Genomic DNA, 15,538 nt, shown 5'->3' on the forward strand with positions numbered 1-15,538 from the left:
ATCGAGTAGGAGCCTGCTTGCAGGCGAATGTAATCAGGGGGAAAGGCGGCTGAACGGCAGCGGATGCCACCAGCCGCCCAAATTGGGGAAGCCCAGGCGGCCCCCGCCGCAACCGGCAGCAGTAGACCCTGTGGGGAGGGTGATACCGGAGGCGGTGGGGTGCCGCAGGGCACTATTTAAGGAATCCAGGGGGAACCATGGTCTTCAAAGGAACTTCAAACCGAAAGGGAATCATTCTGGCCGGCGGCTCCGGCACGCGCCTCTACCCGCTCACCAAGGGGGTCAGCAAGCAGCTGATGGCGGTGTACGACAAGCCGATGATCTACTACCCGCTGACCACGCTGATGCTCGCCGGTATCCGCGATATCCTGATCATCACCACGCCCGAGGAGCAGTGCCTCTACCAGCGCCTGCTGGAAGACGGTTCCCAGTGGGGCATCAATATCCGTTATGCGGTACAGCCCTCCCCGGACGGCCTGGCGCAGGCCTTCCTGATCGGTCGCGAGCATGTGGGCGGCCACAACAGCGCCCTGATACTCGGGGACAACATCTTCTACGCCCAGCACTTCAGCCACCTGCTGCAGCAGGCGGATGCCCGGGATAGTGGCGCCACCGTATTCGGCTACCGCGTGGCCGATGCCCGCGCCTACGGTGTAGTCGAGTTCGACAGCGAGGGCAGGGCCGTAAGCCTGGAAGAAAAACCGGCACAGCCCAAGTCCAACTACGCGGTAACCGGCCTGTACTTCTACGACGGCCAGGTCTGCGATATCGCCCGCGAAATCAAACCCAGCCCCCGCGGCGAGCTGGAAATCACCGATATCAACAAGGTCTACCTGGAGCAGGGCCAGCTCAGCGTGGAGCTGATGGGGCGCGGCAGCGCCTGGCTGGATACCGGTACCCACGACAACCTGCTGGAAGCCGCCCACTTCGTACAGACCATCGAACGCCGCCAGGGCCAGAAGATCGCCTGCCCGGAAGAAGTGGCCTACCGCAAGGGCTTTATCACCGCCGAGCAGTTGGAAGCCCAGGCCCTCCCGCTGATGAAGAGCGGCTACGGCGAATACCTGCTGAACCTGCTGCTGGAGAGCGGCGAAAGCTCGCCCTTCAACCAGCAGCGCTTCGCCGCCCTCTGAAACCCGCAGGGGCGAACCCCGTGTTCGCCCGCAAAAGGTTGGCAATACCCCGAAACTAGTTTGAAGTAAAGGCCAGTGCCTGTAGGGGCGAACCTAGTGTTCGCCCACCAAGCGAGACGAACACAAAGCAGTATGAAAGTAATAGCAACCGCCATCCCCGACGTAAAAATTATTGAACCCAAAGTCTTCGGCGACGAGCGTGGCTTCTTCTTCGAATCCTTCCGCCAGGACCTGTTCAACCGCGAGTGCGCGCAAAGAACCTTCGTGCAGGACAACCACAGCAAATCCACTCGGGGCATACTGCGCGGCCTGCACTACCAGACCCGGAATACCCAGGGCAAGCTGGTGCGGGTCACCAAGGGCGAAGTCTTCGACGTGGCCGTGGATCTCCGCAAGAGCTCTCCCACCTTCGGCCAGTGGGTCGGCGTCACCCTGTCCGCGGAGAACAAACGCCAGCTCTGGGTTCCGGAGGGCTTTGCCCACGGCTTCTACGTCACCAGCGAAGAGGCCGAGTTCGTCTACAAGTGCACCGATTACTACGCCCCGGAACACGAACACTCTATCCGCTGGGACGACCCGGATCTCAATATCGACTGGCCCCTGGTCCACGGCGAGCCCCCGACGCTGTCAGCCAAGGATGCCGAAGGCAAGCTCTTAAAAGATGCTGTGACTTTCGACTGAAACACCACTGTCGTCATCCCGGCGCAGGCCGGGATCCAGCGAACGAACGGGGAAGACCAGTCGATTGCACCATTGCTCAAGCAGTGCGAGCGGTAAATGACGAACACCGAATACAAGTAAGCCATGAAAATCTTAATCACCGGAAAAAACGGCCAGCTGGCCCAGGAACTGCAAAAGCGCTGCCCGGCAGATGTAGAGCTGGTTGCCCTGGATCGCGAAGATCTGGACATCGCCAACCGCGACCAGGTCATGCAAACCATCGCCGAACACAAACCGGCCGCCGTTATCAACGCCGCCGCCTACACCGCCGTAGACAAGGCCGAATCGGAAAAGGAACAGGCCTTCGCCGTCAACGCCACCGGTTCGGAAAACCTGGCTGCCGCCTGCAAGGAGTTCGGCGCACGCCTGATCCACGTGTCCACGGATTTCGTCTTCGACGGCCAGAGCGCCACCCCCTATCGCGAGCAGGACACAGTGCGCCCCCTGGGCGCCTACGGCGAGAGCAAAGCCGCCGGCGAAGCCGCCGTCCAGGCCCTGCTGCCGCAGGCGGTCATCCTGCGCACCGCCTGGGTCTACAGCGCCCACGGTGCCAACTTCGCCAACACCATGCTGCGCCTGATGAAAGAGCGCGACCAACTGGGCGTAGTCGCCGACCAGATAGGCACACCCACCAGCACCCACACCCTGGCGGAAGCCATCTACGCCCTGCTGGAAAAACCGGAAACAAAAGGCATCTACCACTGCACCGACGCCGGCGCCGCCAGCTGGTACGACTTCGCCGTAGCCATCTACGAAGAGGGCAAAGCCGCGGGCCTGCTGCCGGCGGAAAAACAGGTAGAGATAAAACCCATCGCCACCGCCGACTACCCAACCCCGGCAACAAGACCGGCCTACAGCGTCCTCGACAAAAGCCGGCTGGTAAACGAACTGGGCATAGAACTACAACACTGGCGCCAGGCCCTGCGCCAAGTATTAAAGGAAAAGGCAACCCTGTAGGGGCCGAAGGCGCCGTGAATACCTGAAAAGGCCGGAACGAACCTTGCGTTCGCCCTCAGTAGCTAGAGCCCGCGAAGAAACGAGAAAAGAACGATGTAGGAGCGGCCCATGGCCGCGATCAAAACCGGAATAGAAACGCCACAGGCTAAATACTACCCCGGTGAGAAACCAAAAACCTTAAATCAGTCACAAATTTAGAAAGAAACCACAGCAAGAAAATGAGCAACCTACTGGTCACCGGCGGCGCCGGCTTTATAGGCGCAAACTTCGTCCACTACTGGATGAAAACCTATCCCCAAGACAAGGTCGTAGTGCTGGACGCCCTCACCTACGCCGGCAACAAGGCCAACCTGGAACCCGTAGCGCAGAACCCGAACTTCTACTTCTGCCACGGCAACATCTGCGATACCCCGCTGGTGGAAACCCTGCTCAAGGAACACCGCATAGACACATTGGTGCACTTCGCCGCCGAGAGCCACGTGGACAGGTCCATCACCGGCCCGGATGCCTTTATAGAAACCAATATCATCGGCACCCACAGCCTGCTCAAGGCCGCCAAGAATATCTGGCTGGACGAAGGTTTGAACAAGGAAAATCACCGCTTCCACCACGTCTCCACCGACGAGGTCTACGGCACCCTGGGTCCGAATGATCCGCCGTTCAGCGAAACAACGCCCTACGCCCCGAACAGCCCCTACTCGGCCAGCAAGGCAGCGTCCGACCACCTGGTGCGCGCCTACCACCACACCTACGGACTGCGGGTAACCACCAGCAACTGCTCCAACAACTACGGGCCCTACCACTTCCCGGAGAAACTGATTCCGCTGGTGATCACCAACATACTGCAGGACAAGCCGCTGCCCATCTACGGCGACGGCAAGCAGATCCGCGACTGGCTGTATGTGGAAGATCACGCGCGGGGAATCGACCTGGTGATTAAAAAGGGGCGCTTGGGTGAGTGCTACAACATTGGCGGTATTAACGAGTGGGCCAATATCGATATCGTCAGGCTCATCTGCGATTTGATGAACCAAGAATTCGCGAAGAATTCTTCGCTGGCGGAAAAGTACCCGAGCGCAACAAAGGCGCATCGGGGGCAGGCGCAGGAGCTGATCACCTTCGTCACCGACAGGGCCGGCCACGACCGCCGCTACGCGATAGACCCGCGCAAGTCGAATGATGAACTCGGCTACAGGCCACTGGAGAGCTTCGAGACCGGTATCCGGAAAACACTGAACTGGTATCTCGACAACGAAAGCTGGTGGCTGGCTGTAATGAATGGTAGCTACCAGGAATGGATGAACAAACAGTACCAGCGCTAAGGGGGAAAGGATGTTGTTAAGATTTTTGGGGTTGACAGAATCTAATGGCCTGCAAGTAGTCAAAGACTCTGGGCTCGTTCTTGAAGATTGGTATTTTTTCGAGTATTCCGATGTGAATCCAGCGGAGACTACGGCGGTAGAGCATTATTTTTATATAGGGTGGAAAGAAAATAAGAATCCCAACCCTTATTTTGACACGCGTTGGTATATCGAAAATATTTGTGGAAATGAAAAGTCCGAAGAGTGTCCGCTGTTAGATTATATTAAAAGATCAAAGAAACCTAATACATCTTTGGGGCTGTCTGTGGATGAGTATACCCGCGAAAATCCCGGATCAGAGAATGATCCTTTAAAACACTATATATATATTGGGGTTTCTCAGGGGAAATATGGATTCCCTGAAAAGCTGTCCTTGGAGCAGATTAAGTTTGAAGTAAGAGCGAGTGGATTATTTGACGAAGAGTGGTATATGCGGGCGCATTCCGATCTTCGTGATTCTGGTGTCAATGCGCTAGAGCATTACTGTCTTTTTGGGTGGAAAGAAGGGAGGCGCCCAAATCCATATTTTGATCCAGAGTGGTATCAGTTACATCAACTGGGTAACTTTAACGAGCTTCCACCACTATTACATTACGTGAAGTTTGGTTGGAAGGCTGCGATAAATCCATCTCAGGAGTTCGATGCTCAACGGTATCTCAGAAGAAATCCAGATGTCAAAGCGGCAGGGGTCGACCCGCTTCGACACTATATTGAGTTCGGAGTTAATGAACAGCGTGCGATTAGTCCTGTCCATTCGACTGCTGCTTGCGTCGAACTAGAAGATTGCGGATTGTTCTTAAAAGAGTGGTATGAGAACCAGTACGAAGATTTGCGTGACTCCGGGTTAAATCTGTACGAGCATTATCTTGTGTTTGGGGCGGATGAAGGGAGAAACCCAAATCCATACTTTGATACTAAATGGTATGTGGAAACATATGGGGAGTATATTCCGAAAGGTGAAAATCCTCTCCTGTACTATGCTCGAGAAGGCTGGAAGAAAGACCACAACCCATCACCAAGATTTGATGGCGTTCGGTACCGAGAGAAATATTTTGGCGGGAGTTATGATTTCGAACCGCTGAAGCACTATTTGGAAGAAGGGAAGAGGAATGGGAACAAGGTAACCGAAGTAGGTGTACAGAATCCATCGTCCGGTGGCCGACTGAAGCGATCTGGAGATGCTAAGCTAGTAACAGATGCTTCGTTGCGTGCCTTGCTAGATCAGATTCCTATCGATCTTGCTCCTCTGTCCAAAGAGTTTGACCCCAAAAGACTAGATATCCATTGGGTAATTCCGGACTTTTCCCCCGGAGCGGGTGGCCATATGACCATATTCAGGATCATCCGTTTTCTCGAATTCTTTGGGCACAGAAATACAGTCTGGATATACAACCCGACGATGCACGGTACGCCTGAAGAAGCGTACGACAATATTGTAAAGTATTTTCAGGTTGTTCAGGGCCAAGTTAAATTTGTTGGGGAAGATCCTGATTTTGGTAGCGGCGATATAATAATGGCGACCGACTGGGGGTCGGTCAGTTACGTCAACGCTGCGCCGGGCTTTAAGCGTCGATTTTATTTTGTCCAGGACCACGAACCTGAGTTTTATCCACAGGGAAGCTACGCTATTGCCGCTAGGATGACTTATTCAACTGACGTGGATTGTATCTGTGCGAGCCCTTGGTTGAAGGGGTTGATGGAAGAAAGGTATGGGCGCTGGGCCAGTGAGTTCTGGCTTGCGGTTGACCGGAGCGTCTACCATCCTGAGGATCGGCGGAGTAAATCGGATGGTAGGACGAAGATTGCCTTCTATGCGCGACACTTTACTTCTAGACGGGCAGTGGAACTTGGCTTCCTGGCCTTGGAGGCATTGGCGAAGAAGGGCCTGGATATAGAAGTTCACTGTTTTGGTGCGAATTTGCCATTCGACGAGGCTCCATTTGACTGTGTTGATCATGGTATCAGGAGTCCCGACGAGTTAGCTGAGCTGTACAGGAATTGTGATTTGGGAGTTGTATTCTCGGCTACGAATTATTCTTTAATTCCACAGGAAATGATGGCCTGTGGTCTGCCTTTGGTGGAGCTTGATGTGGAAAGTACCAGAGCTATTTTCCCCGAGGATGTTGTCACTCTCGTTTCACCAAATCCTAGGGATATGGCTAATCAATTGGCGGAAGTCATTTGTGATCCAGTTCGCATGGCTAAGCAGGCATTGAAGGCATTGGATTGGGTATCCCAGTTTACTTGGGAAAAGGCCGCTCGGGATGTCGAGCAGGCACTACTAACCCGCCTGGAGGATCTTGGCTTCAGAGCGATAAAGTCTGACAATCTTGCTGCGAAATCTGTGAAGGCTTCGGTGGTTATCCCTACCTGGAATGGTGGCGAAGTCTTCAAGCGCGTCATTATGGCACTAGAAAATCAGAATACGCCTTGGCCGTATGAGATCCTTGTGGTAGATAGTGGGTCTGAAGATGGTACTGTTGAGTTTATCCAAAGTAGGAAAGGCATAAAATTACACCAGATCCAGAACTCCGAGTTCCAACATGGGCGAACCCGTAACCTGGGGATCAGCCTTACCGAGGGAGAATATATAGCGATTCTGACCCAGGACGCGCTGCCAAAAGATGAATATTGGCTGTATAACCTAGTTGCCCATTTAGAGCATTTTCCAGAGGCGGCCGGAGCATTTGGCAAACATTTGGCATGGCCGGAGGCTGATCCATTTACGAAGCGTGACTTAGATCATCACTTTTCCGGATTTCTAAAGCATCCGATCTGTGTATCAAAGAATACGGATAAGTCTAAGTGGGGCTCCGGCGATATTGGCTGGAGGCAGCTACTACACTTCTATAGCGATAATAACTCTTGTATGCGACGCTCCGTATGGGAAAAGATTCCATACCCAGAGGTTAAATTTGGAGAGGATCAGGCATGGGCGTGGGAAATAATTAAGGCAGGTTACGGAAAAGTATATGCGTGTCAAGCCGTTGTTTATCACTCACATGATTTTGATGAAGGGGACGTTGAAAAGCGTGCATTTGAAGAGGCGGAATTTTTTCGCGATGTTTTCGGGTATGTAATGGTTGAGTCAAGTAAGGTCGATCAAGCTATAAGAGATCTTAATGCTTTTGATGTGAAGTGGGCAGAGTCGGCTCGAGTCCCAAAGGACCTAATAGAAAGGCGTTTGAACGCCAATAAAAGAAAAATTATTGGTTACAGCAAGGCTAACATATGAGTGTTAAAAGAAACAAACTGATTGTTTTGTGTGCCACGCAACGATGTGGTTCCACAATGATAGTTGAAGATTTTAGAAATTCAGGAGTGCTGGGGAAACCGGAAGAATATTTTATTCCGTGGGAGCCTTCTAAAAAGTCAAATTGGCTTCAGTACTTTGATTCTATTTTGAAGTCTTCAATGACAGAAAATGGGGTTTCAGCTATTAAAGTAATGGCAAACCAGTTAAACAGTATAGAAATGTGTTTGCGTGACACAGGTATTGATCATGGGGGTGAGGATATTATTTTTCCCAGGGTCAGATCTCTTTTCAAAGACGCAATATTTATTAGGATTAAGAGAGACGGTGTTGTGAGGCAGGCTATATCAAGAGTGATTGCAAAGAGTACGGGGGTGAACCATGCTCTCAAGGACAGCAACGCAGAGTTTAGACCCGGAAATCTCTTAAAGGGAGGCCAAGATTATAATCAGAAAATTCAATACTCGCGCATCGAATTGGATAAAGAGGTGATAAATATTTCTAAAGAGTCGCTTCTTTGGGATGAGGTTTTAGCTAGTTGGGGAGTTCACTCTCCGCTTGAGCTCCATTATGAACAGGTTTGCAGAGCATATCCGAGCTATCTTAACCGTGTTTCTAATTATACTGGGATAGATATAAATATCTCGAGTCTTCCAGAAGATCGGAATATAAAAAGGCTTTCGAATAGCAAAAATGATGAGTTTGCAGTAGAGTATTTGTCAGAGTTGTTTGAGGAAAATGAAAAGCTTTGAGTTGGATTCCTAAAGGTTTTGACTTTTTGCTGATTGAAAATGAACTTGCCAGGCGTAGTGCTTCTGGCAAAGAGGGAAGGTTTTCGTGTGTATACTATCGGATCTAGGCGGTTGTTGTGTTTTATAAGTTTGGTCTGCATGCAATATGTGAGCGAAAAGAGATATGAAGTGTTTTAGTTTTGATGGGTTGCCAGAGGATATTCTAGTCGAAGGAGGTTTTGATAGCTCATGCGTGCTGAAAGTTAGTGATGAATCACTGGATGCGATAAGGGTTGGTCGCCTAAAGGTAAAACTTAAAAGGCATGGTGGAAAGCCTGTTGTTTCGAATGCCGATATTACTATAGGGAGTGTTTTCGGAAGCATTACTATTTTTTTGAGTAATGATGGGTGTGAGGTTTTTCTAGGTAAAGGAAGTTCGGGGTCCTATGATATTCGATTGTGGAGAGCTAGCAAGGTCGTAATTGGTCCCGAAACTACCTCAAATGGAGTTCGTATCATTTGTGATCGAGCGGAGTTTATTTGTGGTGAGGATTGTATGTTCTCCGATAATGTCCTAGTCCAGTGCTCGGATCAGCATGGAATAGTTGATTTGGAGAGAGGGATAATCGTTAACAATAAGTACAACTCAGTTGTACTTGGAGATCATGTTTGGCTGGGTAGAAAGTCTACGCTTACAGCAAGTGCCAGTATTGGAAGTGGTTCAGTGATTGGAACAGGGACAACGGTAACGAGTAAGATCCCAGAAAAAGTTATTGCGGCAGGTGTTCCTGCACGTGTAATTAAGGAGAACCACACTTGGTGTCGAATGCCTAATACGTTAGATCAGTATTCTAAGAGATACATCTATGAATTTAATTTGGTTGAAGCTTAGTGGTGTCCAGTTTATTTTTTTGCCTTTTTCTTTTATGCAGTGTTTGGTGTCGGAATCCTTACGTTTAATGGTTGATGGGTTTGGGTTGTAGTGAGTCCAATAGTATTTATCCATATTCCGAAGACGGCGGGCACTAGTTTTCGTCTCGGTGCCGACGCTTACTGGGGGCGTGCGCGTGTATGTCGGGACTATGGGCCCAAATCCTCGGAAACCAGTGAGATCGTCAATAGATGGTTGGTGAAAACGCCAGACAAGTGGAAATTCAAGAAGGCCTTTGATAAGGAGGGTTATGAGTTTCTGACCGGACATATACGGGCCATTGACTATGCGCCGTTGTTTGGTGTGGCGCGGATGATTACTTTCGTGCGCGAGCCGTTACAAAGGATCGTTTCTGAGTACCATCACGTTGTGCGCCACTATAGCTATAAGGGAGATTTCGCAGAGTTTTATCGAGCTCCTCACAATATCAATCGTCAACATCGCGCTCTGGTACAAATCCCTTGGCCGGCCATCGGTTTCATCGGATTGACCGAGAGATATACTGAATCCCTTGATTTATTTAACTGCAAATACGGTGTTGAGATCCCAGATCTACAGGAGAATAGGGGGCGGGCGGATCTGAACAAAGCCTATGAGCTGTCTGCGGAGCAAGAGGCTGAATTGCGAAAACTGAATGCGGCAGATATTCAGCTGTATGAAAAAATCAGTGCTCAGTTCGAATGGCGCTTGCGTTTGGCTAATTCGGAACAGAGTTTTGTCTCCGGCGCAATTACCCAGCAGGACAACGGTCGGCTGCATGGTTGGGCACTGGCTGATCAAGGAGATGATCCAGTACTGATTCAGGCTCGGGCCGGAGGGCACGTGATTGGCGAAGCCTTGGCCAATCAGTATAGACCTGGGTTGCGTGAAAAGGGTATTGGGCGCGGTGGGTTTGTGGGCTTTTCCATCGATACAGGAATGCTGAAAGTCGGTGAGAAGGTCGAATGCGTTATAGCTTCTACCGGGCAGCCTCTGGTCCATTCGCCCTGGATGTTGCAGGCTCGGGCTTGAAGCCATTGAGGTCAATAATAAGAGGGTTGGGATATTGTGGTTAAATTTATCAGAACCCTGTTTTGTATCAACCTGGCCTCTCAGCTTAGGCCAGTCGCCGATATCGAGCAGTTAGAAGGTGGAGAAAAAGACTTTCAGTGGCGCTCCAAGGGCGCGGATCCGCAATTTGCCGTAGCCAAGCGACCGCTGCTGCCGGGCTGGTACATGCTGGAATTGCGGCTGCGCCACAATTGCGACAGTGTGAATGCTAGTGTTTACATAAATACCGGTTCCGGCTATAGCGAGGAACAACGCTTCTCACTCGTTAGTAACTCTGATCAGCTTGTAAAGCGGCTGCTGTACTTCCCGAAAGTGGTACGTAGTCTCCGATTTGACCCACTGGAAGAGACGGGACTGTTCAGTGTTGAACATCTGAAACTGGTACCTCTGGCGCCATGGTTTGCACATGGGTTGCTGGCAAGGCGACTGGCCGCTAAGCATCCTGGATTTCGCGGGCTCAACAGGCAAGAGGTGTTGGCGCGCCTGAAAACCGATGCGAAGGCGTCGCACTGCGGTTGGCTTGATCTCGGCCTCGCCTATTATGCGGAAACCTTTACCCGCAGATGTCGGGGACGGGACTACCGGGAGTGGATCGAGCAGGTTGAGGCGCCAAGGCTGGCCGCCGCACAGTCCGCGTCCTCTGTACACGGACCCTTGATTTCCATAGTCCTCCCTACTTACAACACCGAGATCGAGTTTCTGCGAGCGTGTATAGATTCGGTGCTGGCGCAGTCCTACCCCAATTGGCAGCTGTGTATAGCCGACGATGCTTCGCCGGATCCCCGAGTGCGGAAGTGTCTTTCCGCATACCGGGCTCGTGATCCGCGTATTCATGTGGTATTTCGCTCCGAGAATGGTCATATCTCGGCGACGAGCAACAGCGCGCTGGAATTGGCAAAAGGGGACTATATCACCTTCCTTGATCACGATGATACCCTGGCGCCTCACGCCCTGCAGCGAGTTTGTGAAGAAATTGCTAGATCACCGCAGGTGCAACTGATTTACAGTGACGAAGACAAAATCAACCGGGCCGGCTATCGCTTTGATCCTCATTTCAAGCCAGACTGGAATCCGGACCTGTTGCTGTCCAACAACTATATTTGTCACTTGACCGTGCTCAAGGCAGATCTGGTCAGGAGGGTAGGGGGGGTGCGTACGGGGGTCGAGGGTAGCCAGGACCACGACTTACTGCTGCGCTGCATGCCCTACCTGAGTGCCGATAATGTCGCCCATATCCCAGAAATTCTCTATCACTGGCGGGCGATAGAAGGGTCGACAGCAATGGATGATGGTGAGAAGAGCTACACAACTGAGGCCGGCATCGCAGCACTGAAACACTATGTTGCATCTCAGGGACTGGATGCGCAAGTGGAGCGGGGTTTTGTGCCTAACACCTACCGCGTACGCTGGGGTCTGCCGAAGGAGAAGCCTCTCGTCAGCCTGCTTGTGCCAACCCGTGATCGCTGTGACATACTGCAGCCCTGTGTGGACACAATTTTGTCTTTGACAGCATATGAAAATTTTGAGCTTCTGATCCTGGATAACCAGTCTACCTGTAAGGAAACTCTGGATTATTTGGATAAGGTAAGGGTTGATCCACGGGTTCGAATTTACCGTTGGGATCACCCGTTTAATTATTCTGCAATCAATAATTTCGGGGCCCGTCATGCGCAGGGCAAGATCCTTGGGCTTATCAACAACGATATCGAGCCTGTCAATAGCGACTGGTTGACGGAAATGGTAAGCCAGGCTTGCCGCCCGGAAATCGGCTGCGTGGGCGCCAAGCTCTATTACCCTAATGACACTATTCAGCACGGAGGTGTGATCCTTGGGGTAGGTGGTGTAGCCAATCATGCGCACAAGCACTTTGGCAGGGAAGAGCATGGCTATTTTGCCCGCCTGAGTCTGGTGCAGAATCTGTCGGCGGTAACTGGCGCCTGCCTGCTTGTGAGGAAAGCGATATTCGAGGAGGTGGGCGGGTTGGATGAGAAGAATCTACCAGTGGCCTTCAACGACGTGGATCTGTGCCTGAAGGTGCGTGAGGCGGGCTACCGCAACCTCTGGACTCCTTATGCCGAGCTCTACCACCACGAGTCTGTTTCCCGCGGTGCCGACGACACCTTCGCCAAGCGGCGCAGAATGGCTGCGGAGACTGCTTATATGCGCGAGCGCTGGGGGCAGTTGTTGGATAGGGACCCGGCCTATAATCCGAATTTGACCCTGGCGCACGAGGACTTTTCACTGGCGTGAGCTTCCGGGGATTCAGCTAGCGAGGCCACGGAAGGCCGCATACGAGCGGCTCACCACTTTTTCATATCCTCTCTATATCTCTCTTTAAGTCGATTTTTGGATTTTTTAACGAGCTGGACAATAACGAAATAATGCTCTCTTTTGTGGATCATAGCCAAAATGCCAGTCTTGCCACCCGTCTACTGGCTTTTCGCATACACAGACCACAGAAACGCCCAAATCAGGGTGGGTGGATAGATAATAAAAATCAAAATTATCTGGTGGTTGGAGTGAGTCAAGTTCGCTGCCATCTGGTGCGATTATCTTTAATCTGGCAGCTGGATCAGATGCGTCAGAAAGTAAAAAGATTAAATTCAACTTTCTATTGAAGGCCGTGCAAGAGGACATTCATCTACCCGCTTAACACATCGGATACTTTGTTCGAGAATCTTAGGTTGTTTGTTTTCAGTTCATTAATTATCAAGTTTTTTCCTTGTCTGAATAGGTTGAGAACTCTTCTTCTGGACACAGTTCAATTTTATTTACAAGAAATTTCAGCAGCTTTATTTTCTTGTCAGTAGATGAAATTATTGGAAGTGCTTTTGGGAGTATTTTGTGAAGTTGAATATTATATGCTGATGCAAGCCAAAGAAGGCCAGAAATTTTTTCACTGGGGATGGATAATATTGCGTCAAAAAAAGCAGATAAAACATCCTGCTTGCTATTTTTGTTTATGAATCTACTTTCAAGGTCATCGTAAACGGCGTATTCGTTTCCTCGCGTGTTTCTGCAATATGTGTATCTATCCATTAGTACATCTATTAAATTTCTCTTGATTTCATCAGTCGACATCTTTTTACTCCGGTGTTGGCTTAATTGAAGGGGCCAGTCTGGTGACTCCTTCTACTTTGTCTCCAACAGTAACCCAGTCTTTGATGGTTCTCTGTCTGGCTCCACCAACAGCTCTGGGACCGCCAATATCATTTAAGTAGTCTGAGTTCTTCGGGGGAGTCTCCAAGAAGTCTTGGTTGTCAGAAAAATCGTGACCCCGTGGGCTGTCATTGATCATCCGTTTTTCTTGGCTAAGAATGGACATACTTGTCACCAGGTTCCTAGGAGTTTTCGTAAGCTTGAGATTCTTGCTTTGGGCTCATTATTAAATGGTTTTTTCGCACCGGTATTAAGGATTTCTGTTTAACTTTCTAATAGCTTATCAATTTCAAGATCTAATTTTTTTAGTCTCTGGAGAGCAATTTCGTCATTGCATACATTCTTTGATAGGAAAAACTTTAAAATGCCAGAGGTCTTGAAGTAAAGTTCGCTACTGCTGGTGCTGAATTCAAGAGCTTCTTTTAATTTAATTTCCTCATTTTCAAACCCATAATTCTTTAATGTGCGTTCGAAGTACTGTATCTGTTCCCAAAGGTTTTCAGACATGTCAGTTTCCTGTGTAGGGGGTCGTTACATTAGCCCCGAAATATTCGACTTGAACGTCCTTTGCGTTCACAACAACCTCGATTGATCCGCCTGGATTTATACCCTTGGGGTCTGGTGGGGCGGATCTGGTTACAAACTCCGCCCCTGGTTTCAATCTTCCAATTTCATAAAAATCAGCAGATTCTACATTCTCTTTTGGTATCCCATACCTTGCGGCATAACCTGGTGAGTTAGGCGGCTCTATGGCCCAAAACTGAGCTTCAGTCGCGTCGCTTTTACCCATTTTTCCAATTCTGTATAACGGCGCTCCTTCAGCAACTTTTCTCCTTGCCTCTAGAGCTTTTATAGAGTTTTCTTGCTTTGCGACGCCTTCCCATGGCTCGCCCGGGAAAGTTTTTATCTCCGTTTCTAGGGCGGGATCTTGAAGAGCGTCCTCTTTGCAGGTCAACCCATAGGGGTCAACCCAAGAGATCGGATTAGGTGCGTACTGATAATTGTTGACACCGCCCAACAATCCTACTGGATCTTGACTTATAAATTTTCCAATTCTTGGATCATAGTACCTAAACCGGTTGTAATGCAGCCCGCTCTCTTCATCGAAGTACTGCCCCTGAAAGCGAATCGGCTGCTCTATCCGGGTGCAGTACTCGACGGCCACATTACCGTAAGTCCTGTAGCTGACGCTCCAGGCAATCTCCCCCTTGCTGTCGGTCAGCGCATCCGGGGTGCCCAGGTGGTCCAGGTGGTAGTGGTACACCTCGCCGTCTTCGCACAGGGCGATGGGTTTGAAGGTGCCGGGTTCGAAGTAGTAGGTGCGCGCCTTCAGGTCCTGGCCTGTGTGGGGATCGCGCGCGGTTTCCCGCAGCAGCACGTCGCCGTCCCAGAGGAAGTCGATGTGTTTTTCGGCGTCGGTCTTGGCGATGCGGCGGCCCAGTGGGTCGTACTGGTAGTGGGTCTCCCGCTGCAGCTGCTCTTCGCCGTTTTCCGCTACCTTGATCTGTTCGACGCGCACCAGCTGTTGGCGGCTGTTGTAGTGGTAGCGGGTCTGCAGCTTCTGGCCCTTGCCCCTGAGGGCGGCGATGCGGTTGCCGTGGGCGTCGTAGCGGTAGTGGGTGTCGCCGCGGAAGGCGAGGCGGTTGCCGCTGACCTGGGTTTCGCCGGCCTGCTGTTGGGCTTCCTCGGCGGAGCCGGCGGCGGCGAGGATGTTGTGGGCCGGGTCGTGGACGAAGTGTTCGGGGTTGGGGCCCTCCACCTGGGTGAGGCGGTCGAGGGCGTCGTAGTGGTATCTGCGGGTGCCGCGCAGGCTGTCTTCTATCTGCGCCAGCTGACCGGCGGCGTTGTAGCTGTAGCCGCGTTCGTGCAGCAGCGCCCGCGGCCTGTTTTCGGGTAGGGGATCTTCCACCGGGCCGGCGGCCTTGCCGAGGCGCATTTTGTGGAGGCGGCCCTGCGGGTCGTAGTCGCGCTCGCCGACTAGGCCGTTGCCGTGCTGGCGCCGCACTTCGCGGCCCAGGTCGTCGCGCGCAATGGCGGCGAGCAGCTGCTCCTCTCCGTTGCCGCTGCGGTGCAGGCTTTCGAACTGGCCGGACGGGTTGTAGGCGAACTTCAGCACTTCGCCGTCCGGCAGCATTGTGGCGACACGGTTGCCGGCGGCGTCGTAGCGGTGGCGAATCTGTATCTGATCCTGCCAGTCGGCGGTGACGCGGCCGCAGGGGTCGTATTCCCAGCGCAGTTTGCGC

Annotated in this window: 12 protein-coding genes; 9 read left to right on the forward strand and 3 right to left on the reverse strand. The window is 51.6% G+C overall.

The annotated features are described in order from the left end of the window. The first annotated feature begins 197 nt into the window (after nucleotides 1–197). From rfbA to ACXAF3_RS12085, 9 genes are all read left to right on the forward strand, one after another. On the forward strand, nucleotides 198–1,133 hold the full coding sequence (gene rfbA, locus ACXAF3_RS12045; RefSeq protein ID WP_475112550.1) for a glucose-1-phosphate thymidylyltransferase RfbA: 936 nt from the start codon (nucleotides 198–200) through the stop codon (nucleotides 1,131–1,133). A 132-nt stretch (nucleotides 1,134–1,265) separates the two neighbouring features. Beyond that, nucleotides 1,266–1,814: a dTDP-4-dehydrorhamnose 3,5-epimerase gene (rfbC, locus tag ACXAF3_RS12050; RefSeq protein WP_475112551.1), complete on the forward strand. Its 549-nt coding sequence runs from the start codon at nucleotides 1,266–1,268 to the stop codon at nucleotides 1,812–1,814. A gap of 123 nt (nucleotides 1,815–1,937) precedes the next feature. Then, entirely contained in the window at nucleotides 1,938–2,810 is an 873-nt protein-coding gene (gene rfbD / locus ACXAF3_RS12055) for a dTDP-4-dehydrorhamnose reductase (RefSeq protein WP_475112552.1), read from the forward strand. Nucleotides 2,811–3,028: 218 nt separating this feature from the next. Further along, nucleotides 3,029–4,132 carry a dTDP-glucose 4,6-dehydratase gene (gene rfbB, locus ACXAF3_RS12060; RefSeq protein WP_475112553.1) on the forward strand — a complete coding sequence of 368 codons (1,104 nt, stop codon included), beginning with the start codon at nucleotides 3,029–3,031 and terminating at the stop codon, nucleotides 4,130–4,132. Between the two features lie 10 nt (nucleotides 4,133–4,142). Then, nucleotides 4,143–7,406 (forward strand): rhamnosyltransferase WsaF family glycosyltransferase, encoded by a 3,264-nt coding sequence (locus ACXAF3_RS12065; RefSeq protein ID WP_475112554.1) that lies wholly within the window; start codon nucleotides 4,143–4,145, stop codon nucleotides 7,404–7,406. After that, nucleotides 7,403–8,176 (forward strand): Stf0 family sulfotransferase, encoded by a 774-nt coding sequence (locus tag ACXAF3_RS12070; RefSeq protein ID WP_475112556.1) that lies wholly within the window; start codon nucleotides 7,403–7,405, stop codon nucleotides 8,174–8,176. The genes ACXAF3_RS12065 and ACXAF3_RS12070 overlap by 4 nt, the downstream gene beginning before the upstream one ends. A 163-nt stretch (nucleotides 8,177–8,339) precedes the next feature. Further along, the gene (locus ACXAF3_RS12075; protein ID WP_475112557.1) at nucleotides 8,340–9,047 is read left to right on the forward strand and encodes an acyltransferase; all 708 of its coding nucleotides are present in this window, start codon (nucleotides 8,340–8,342) and stop codon (nucleotides 9,045–9,047) included. A gap of 90 nt (nucleotides 9,048–9,137) precedes the next feature. Next, nucleotides 9,138–10,097 (forward strand): sulfotransferase family 2 domain-containing protein, encoded by a 960-nt coding sequence (locus ACXAF3_RS12080; protein ID WP_475112558.1) that lies wholly within the window; start codon nucleotides 9,138–9,140, stop codon nucleotides 10,095–10,097. Nucleotides 10,098–10,133: 36 nt separating this feature from the next. Continuing rightward, the gene (locus ACXAF3_RS12085; RefSeq protein WP_475112559.1) at nucleotides 10,134–12,386 is read left to right on the forward strand and encodes a glycosyltransferase family 2 protein; all 2,253 of its coding nucleotides are present in this window, start codon (nucleotides 10,134–10,136) and stop codon (nucleotides 12,384–12,386) included. Between the two features lie 459 nt (nucleotides 12,387–12,845). Here ACXAF3_RS12085 and ACXAF3_RS12090 read toward each other — a convergent pair whose 3' ends face one another. The 3 genes from ACXAF3_RS12090 to ACXAF3_RS12100 form a co-directional block, all read right to left on the reverse strand. Beyond that, on the reverse strand, nucleotides 12,846–13,217 hold the full coding sequence (locus ACXAF3_RS12090) for a hypothetical protein (protein WP_475112560.1): 372 nt from the start codon (nucleotides 13,215–13,217) through the stop codon (nucleotides 12,846–12,848). Nucleotides 13,218–13,559: 342 nt separating this feature from the next. Continuing rightward, on the reverse strand, nucleotides 13,560–13,802 hold the full coding sequence (locus tag ACXAF3_RS12095; protein WP_475112561.1) for a hypothetical protein: 243 nt from the start codon (nucleotides 13,800–13,802) through the stop codon (nucleotides 13,560–13,562). A 1-nt stretch (nucleotide 13,803) separates the two neighbouring features. Beyond that, a partial coding sequence (locus tag ACXAF3_RS12100) for an RHS repeat domain-containing protein (RefSeq protein ID WP_475112562.1) occupies nucleotides 13,804–15,538 on the reverse strand: 1,735 nt, incomplete at its 5' end.

The sequence above is a fragment of the Microbulbifer sp. ABF4_143 genome (assembly GCF_056160225.1).

What these genes read in the sequence shown, in the direction of transcription:
- rfbB (WP_475112553.1), top strand. Translation starts at nt 3,029, where the DNA reads ATGAGCAACCTACTGGTCACCGGCGGCGCCGGCTTTATAGGCGCAAAC.
- ACXAF3_RS12095 (WP_475112561.1), bottom strand. Translation starts at nt 13,802, where the DNA reads ATGTCTGAAAACCTTTGGGAACAGATACAGTACTTCGAACGCACATTA.
- ACXAF3_RS12065 (WP_475112554.1), top strand. Translation starts at nt 4,143, where the DNA reads ATGTTGTTAAGATTTTTGGGGTTGACAGAATCTAATGGCCTGCAAGTA.
- ACXAF3_RS12070 (WP_475112556.1), top strand. Translation starts at nt 7,403, where the DNA reads ATGAGTGTTAAAAGAAACAAACTGATTGTTTTGTGTGCCACGCAACGA.
- ACXAF3_RS12090 (WP_475112560.1), bottom strand. Translation starts at nt 13,217, where the DNA reads ATGTCGACTGATGAAATCAAGAGAAATTTAATAGATGTACTAATGGAT.
- rfbD (WP_475112552.1), top strand. Translation starts at nt 1,938, where the DNA reads ATGAAAATCTTAATCACCGGAAAAAACGGCCAGCTGGCCCAGGAACTG.
- ACXAF3_RS12075 (WP_475112557.1), top strand. Translation starts at nt 8,340, where the DNA reads ATGAAGTGTTTTAGTTTTGATGGGTTGCCAGAGGATATTCTAGTCGAA.
- rfbA (WP_475112550.1), top strand. Translation starts at nt 198, where the DNA reads ATGGTCTTCAAAGGAACTTCAAACCGAAAGGGAATCATTCTGGCCGGC.
- rfbC (WP_475112551.1), top strand. Translation starts at nt 1,266, where the DNA reads ATGAAAGTAATAGCAACCGCCATCCCCGACGTAAAAATTATTGAACCC.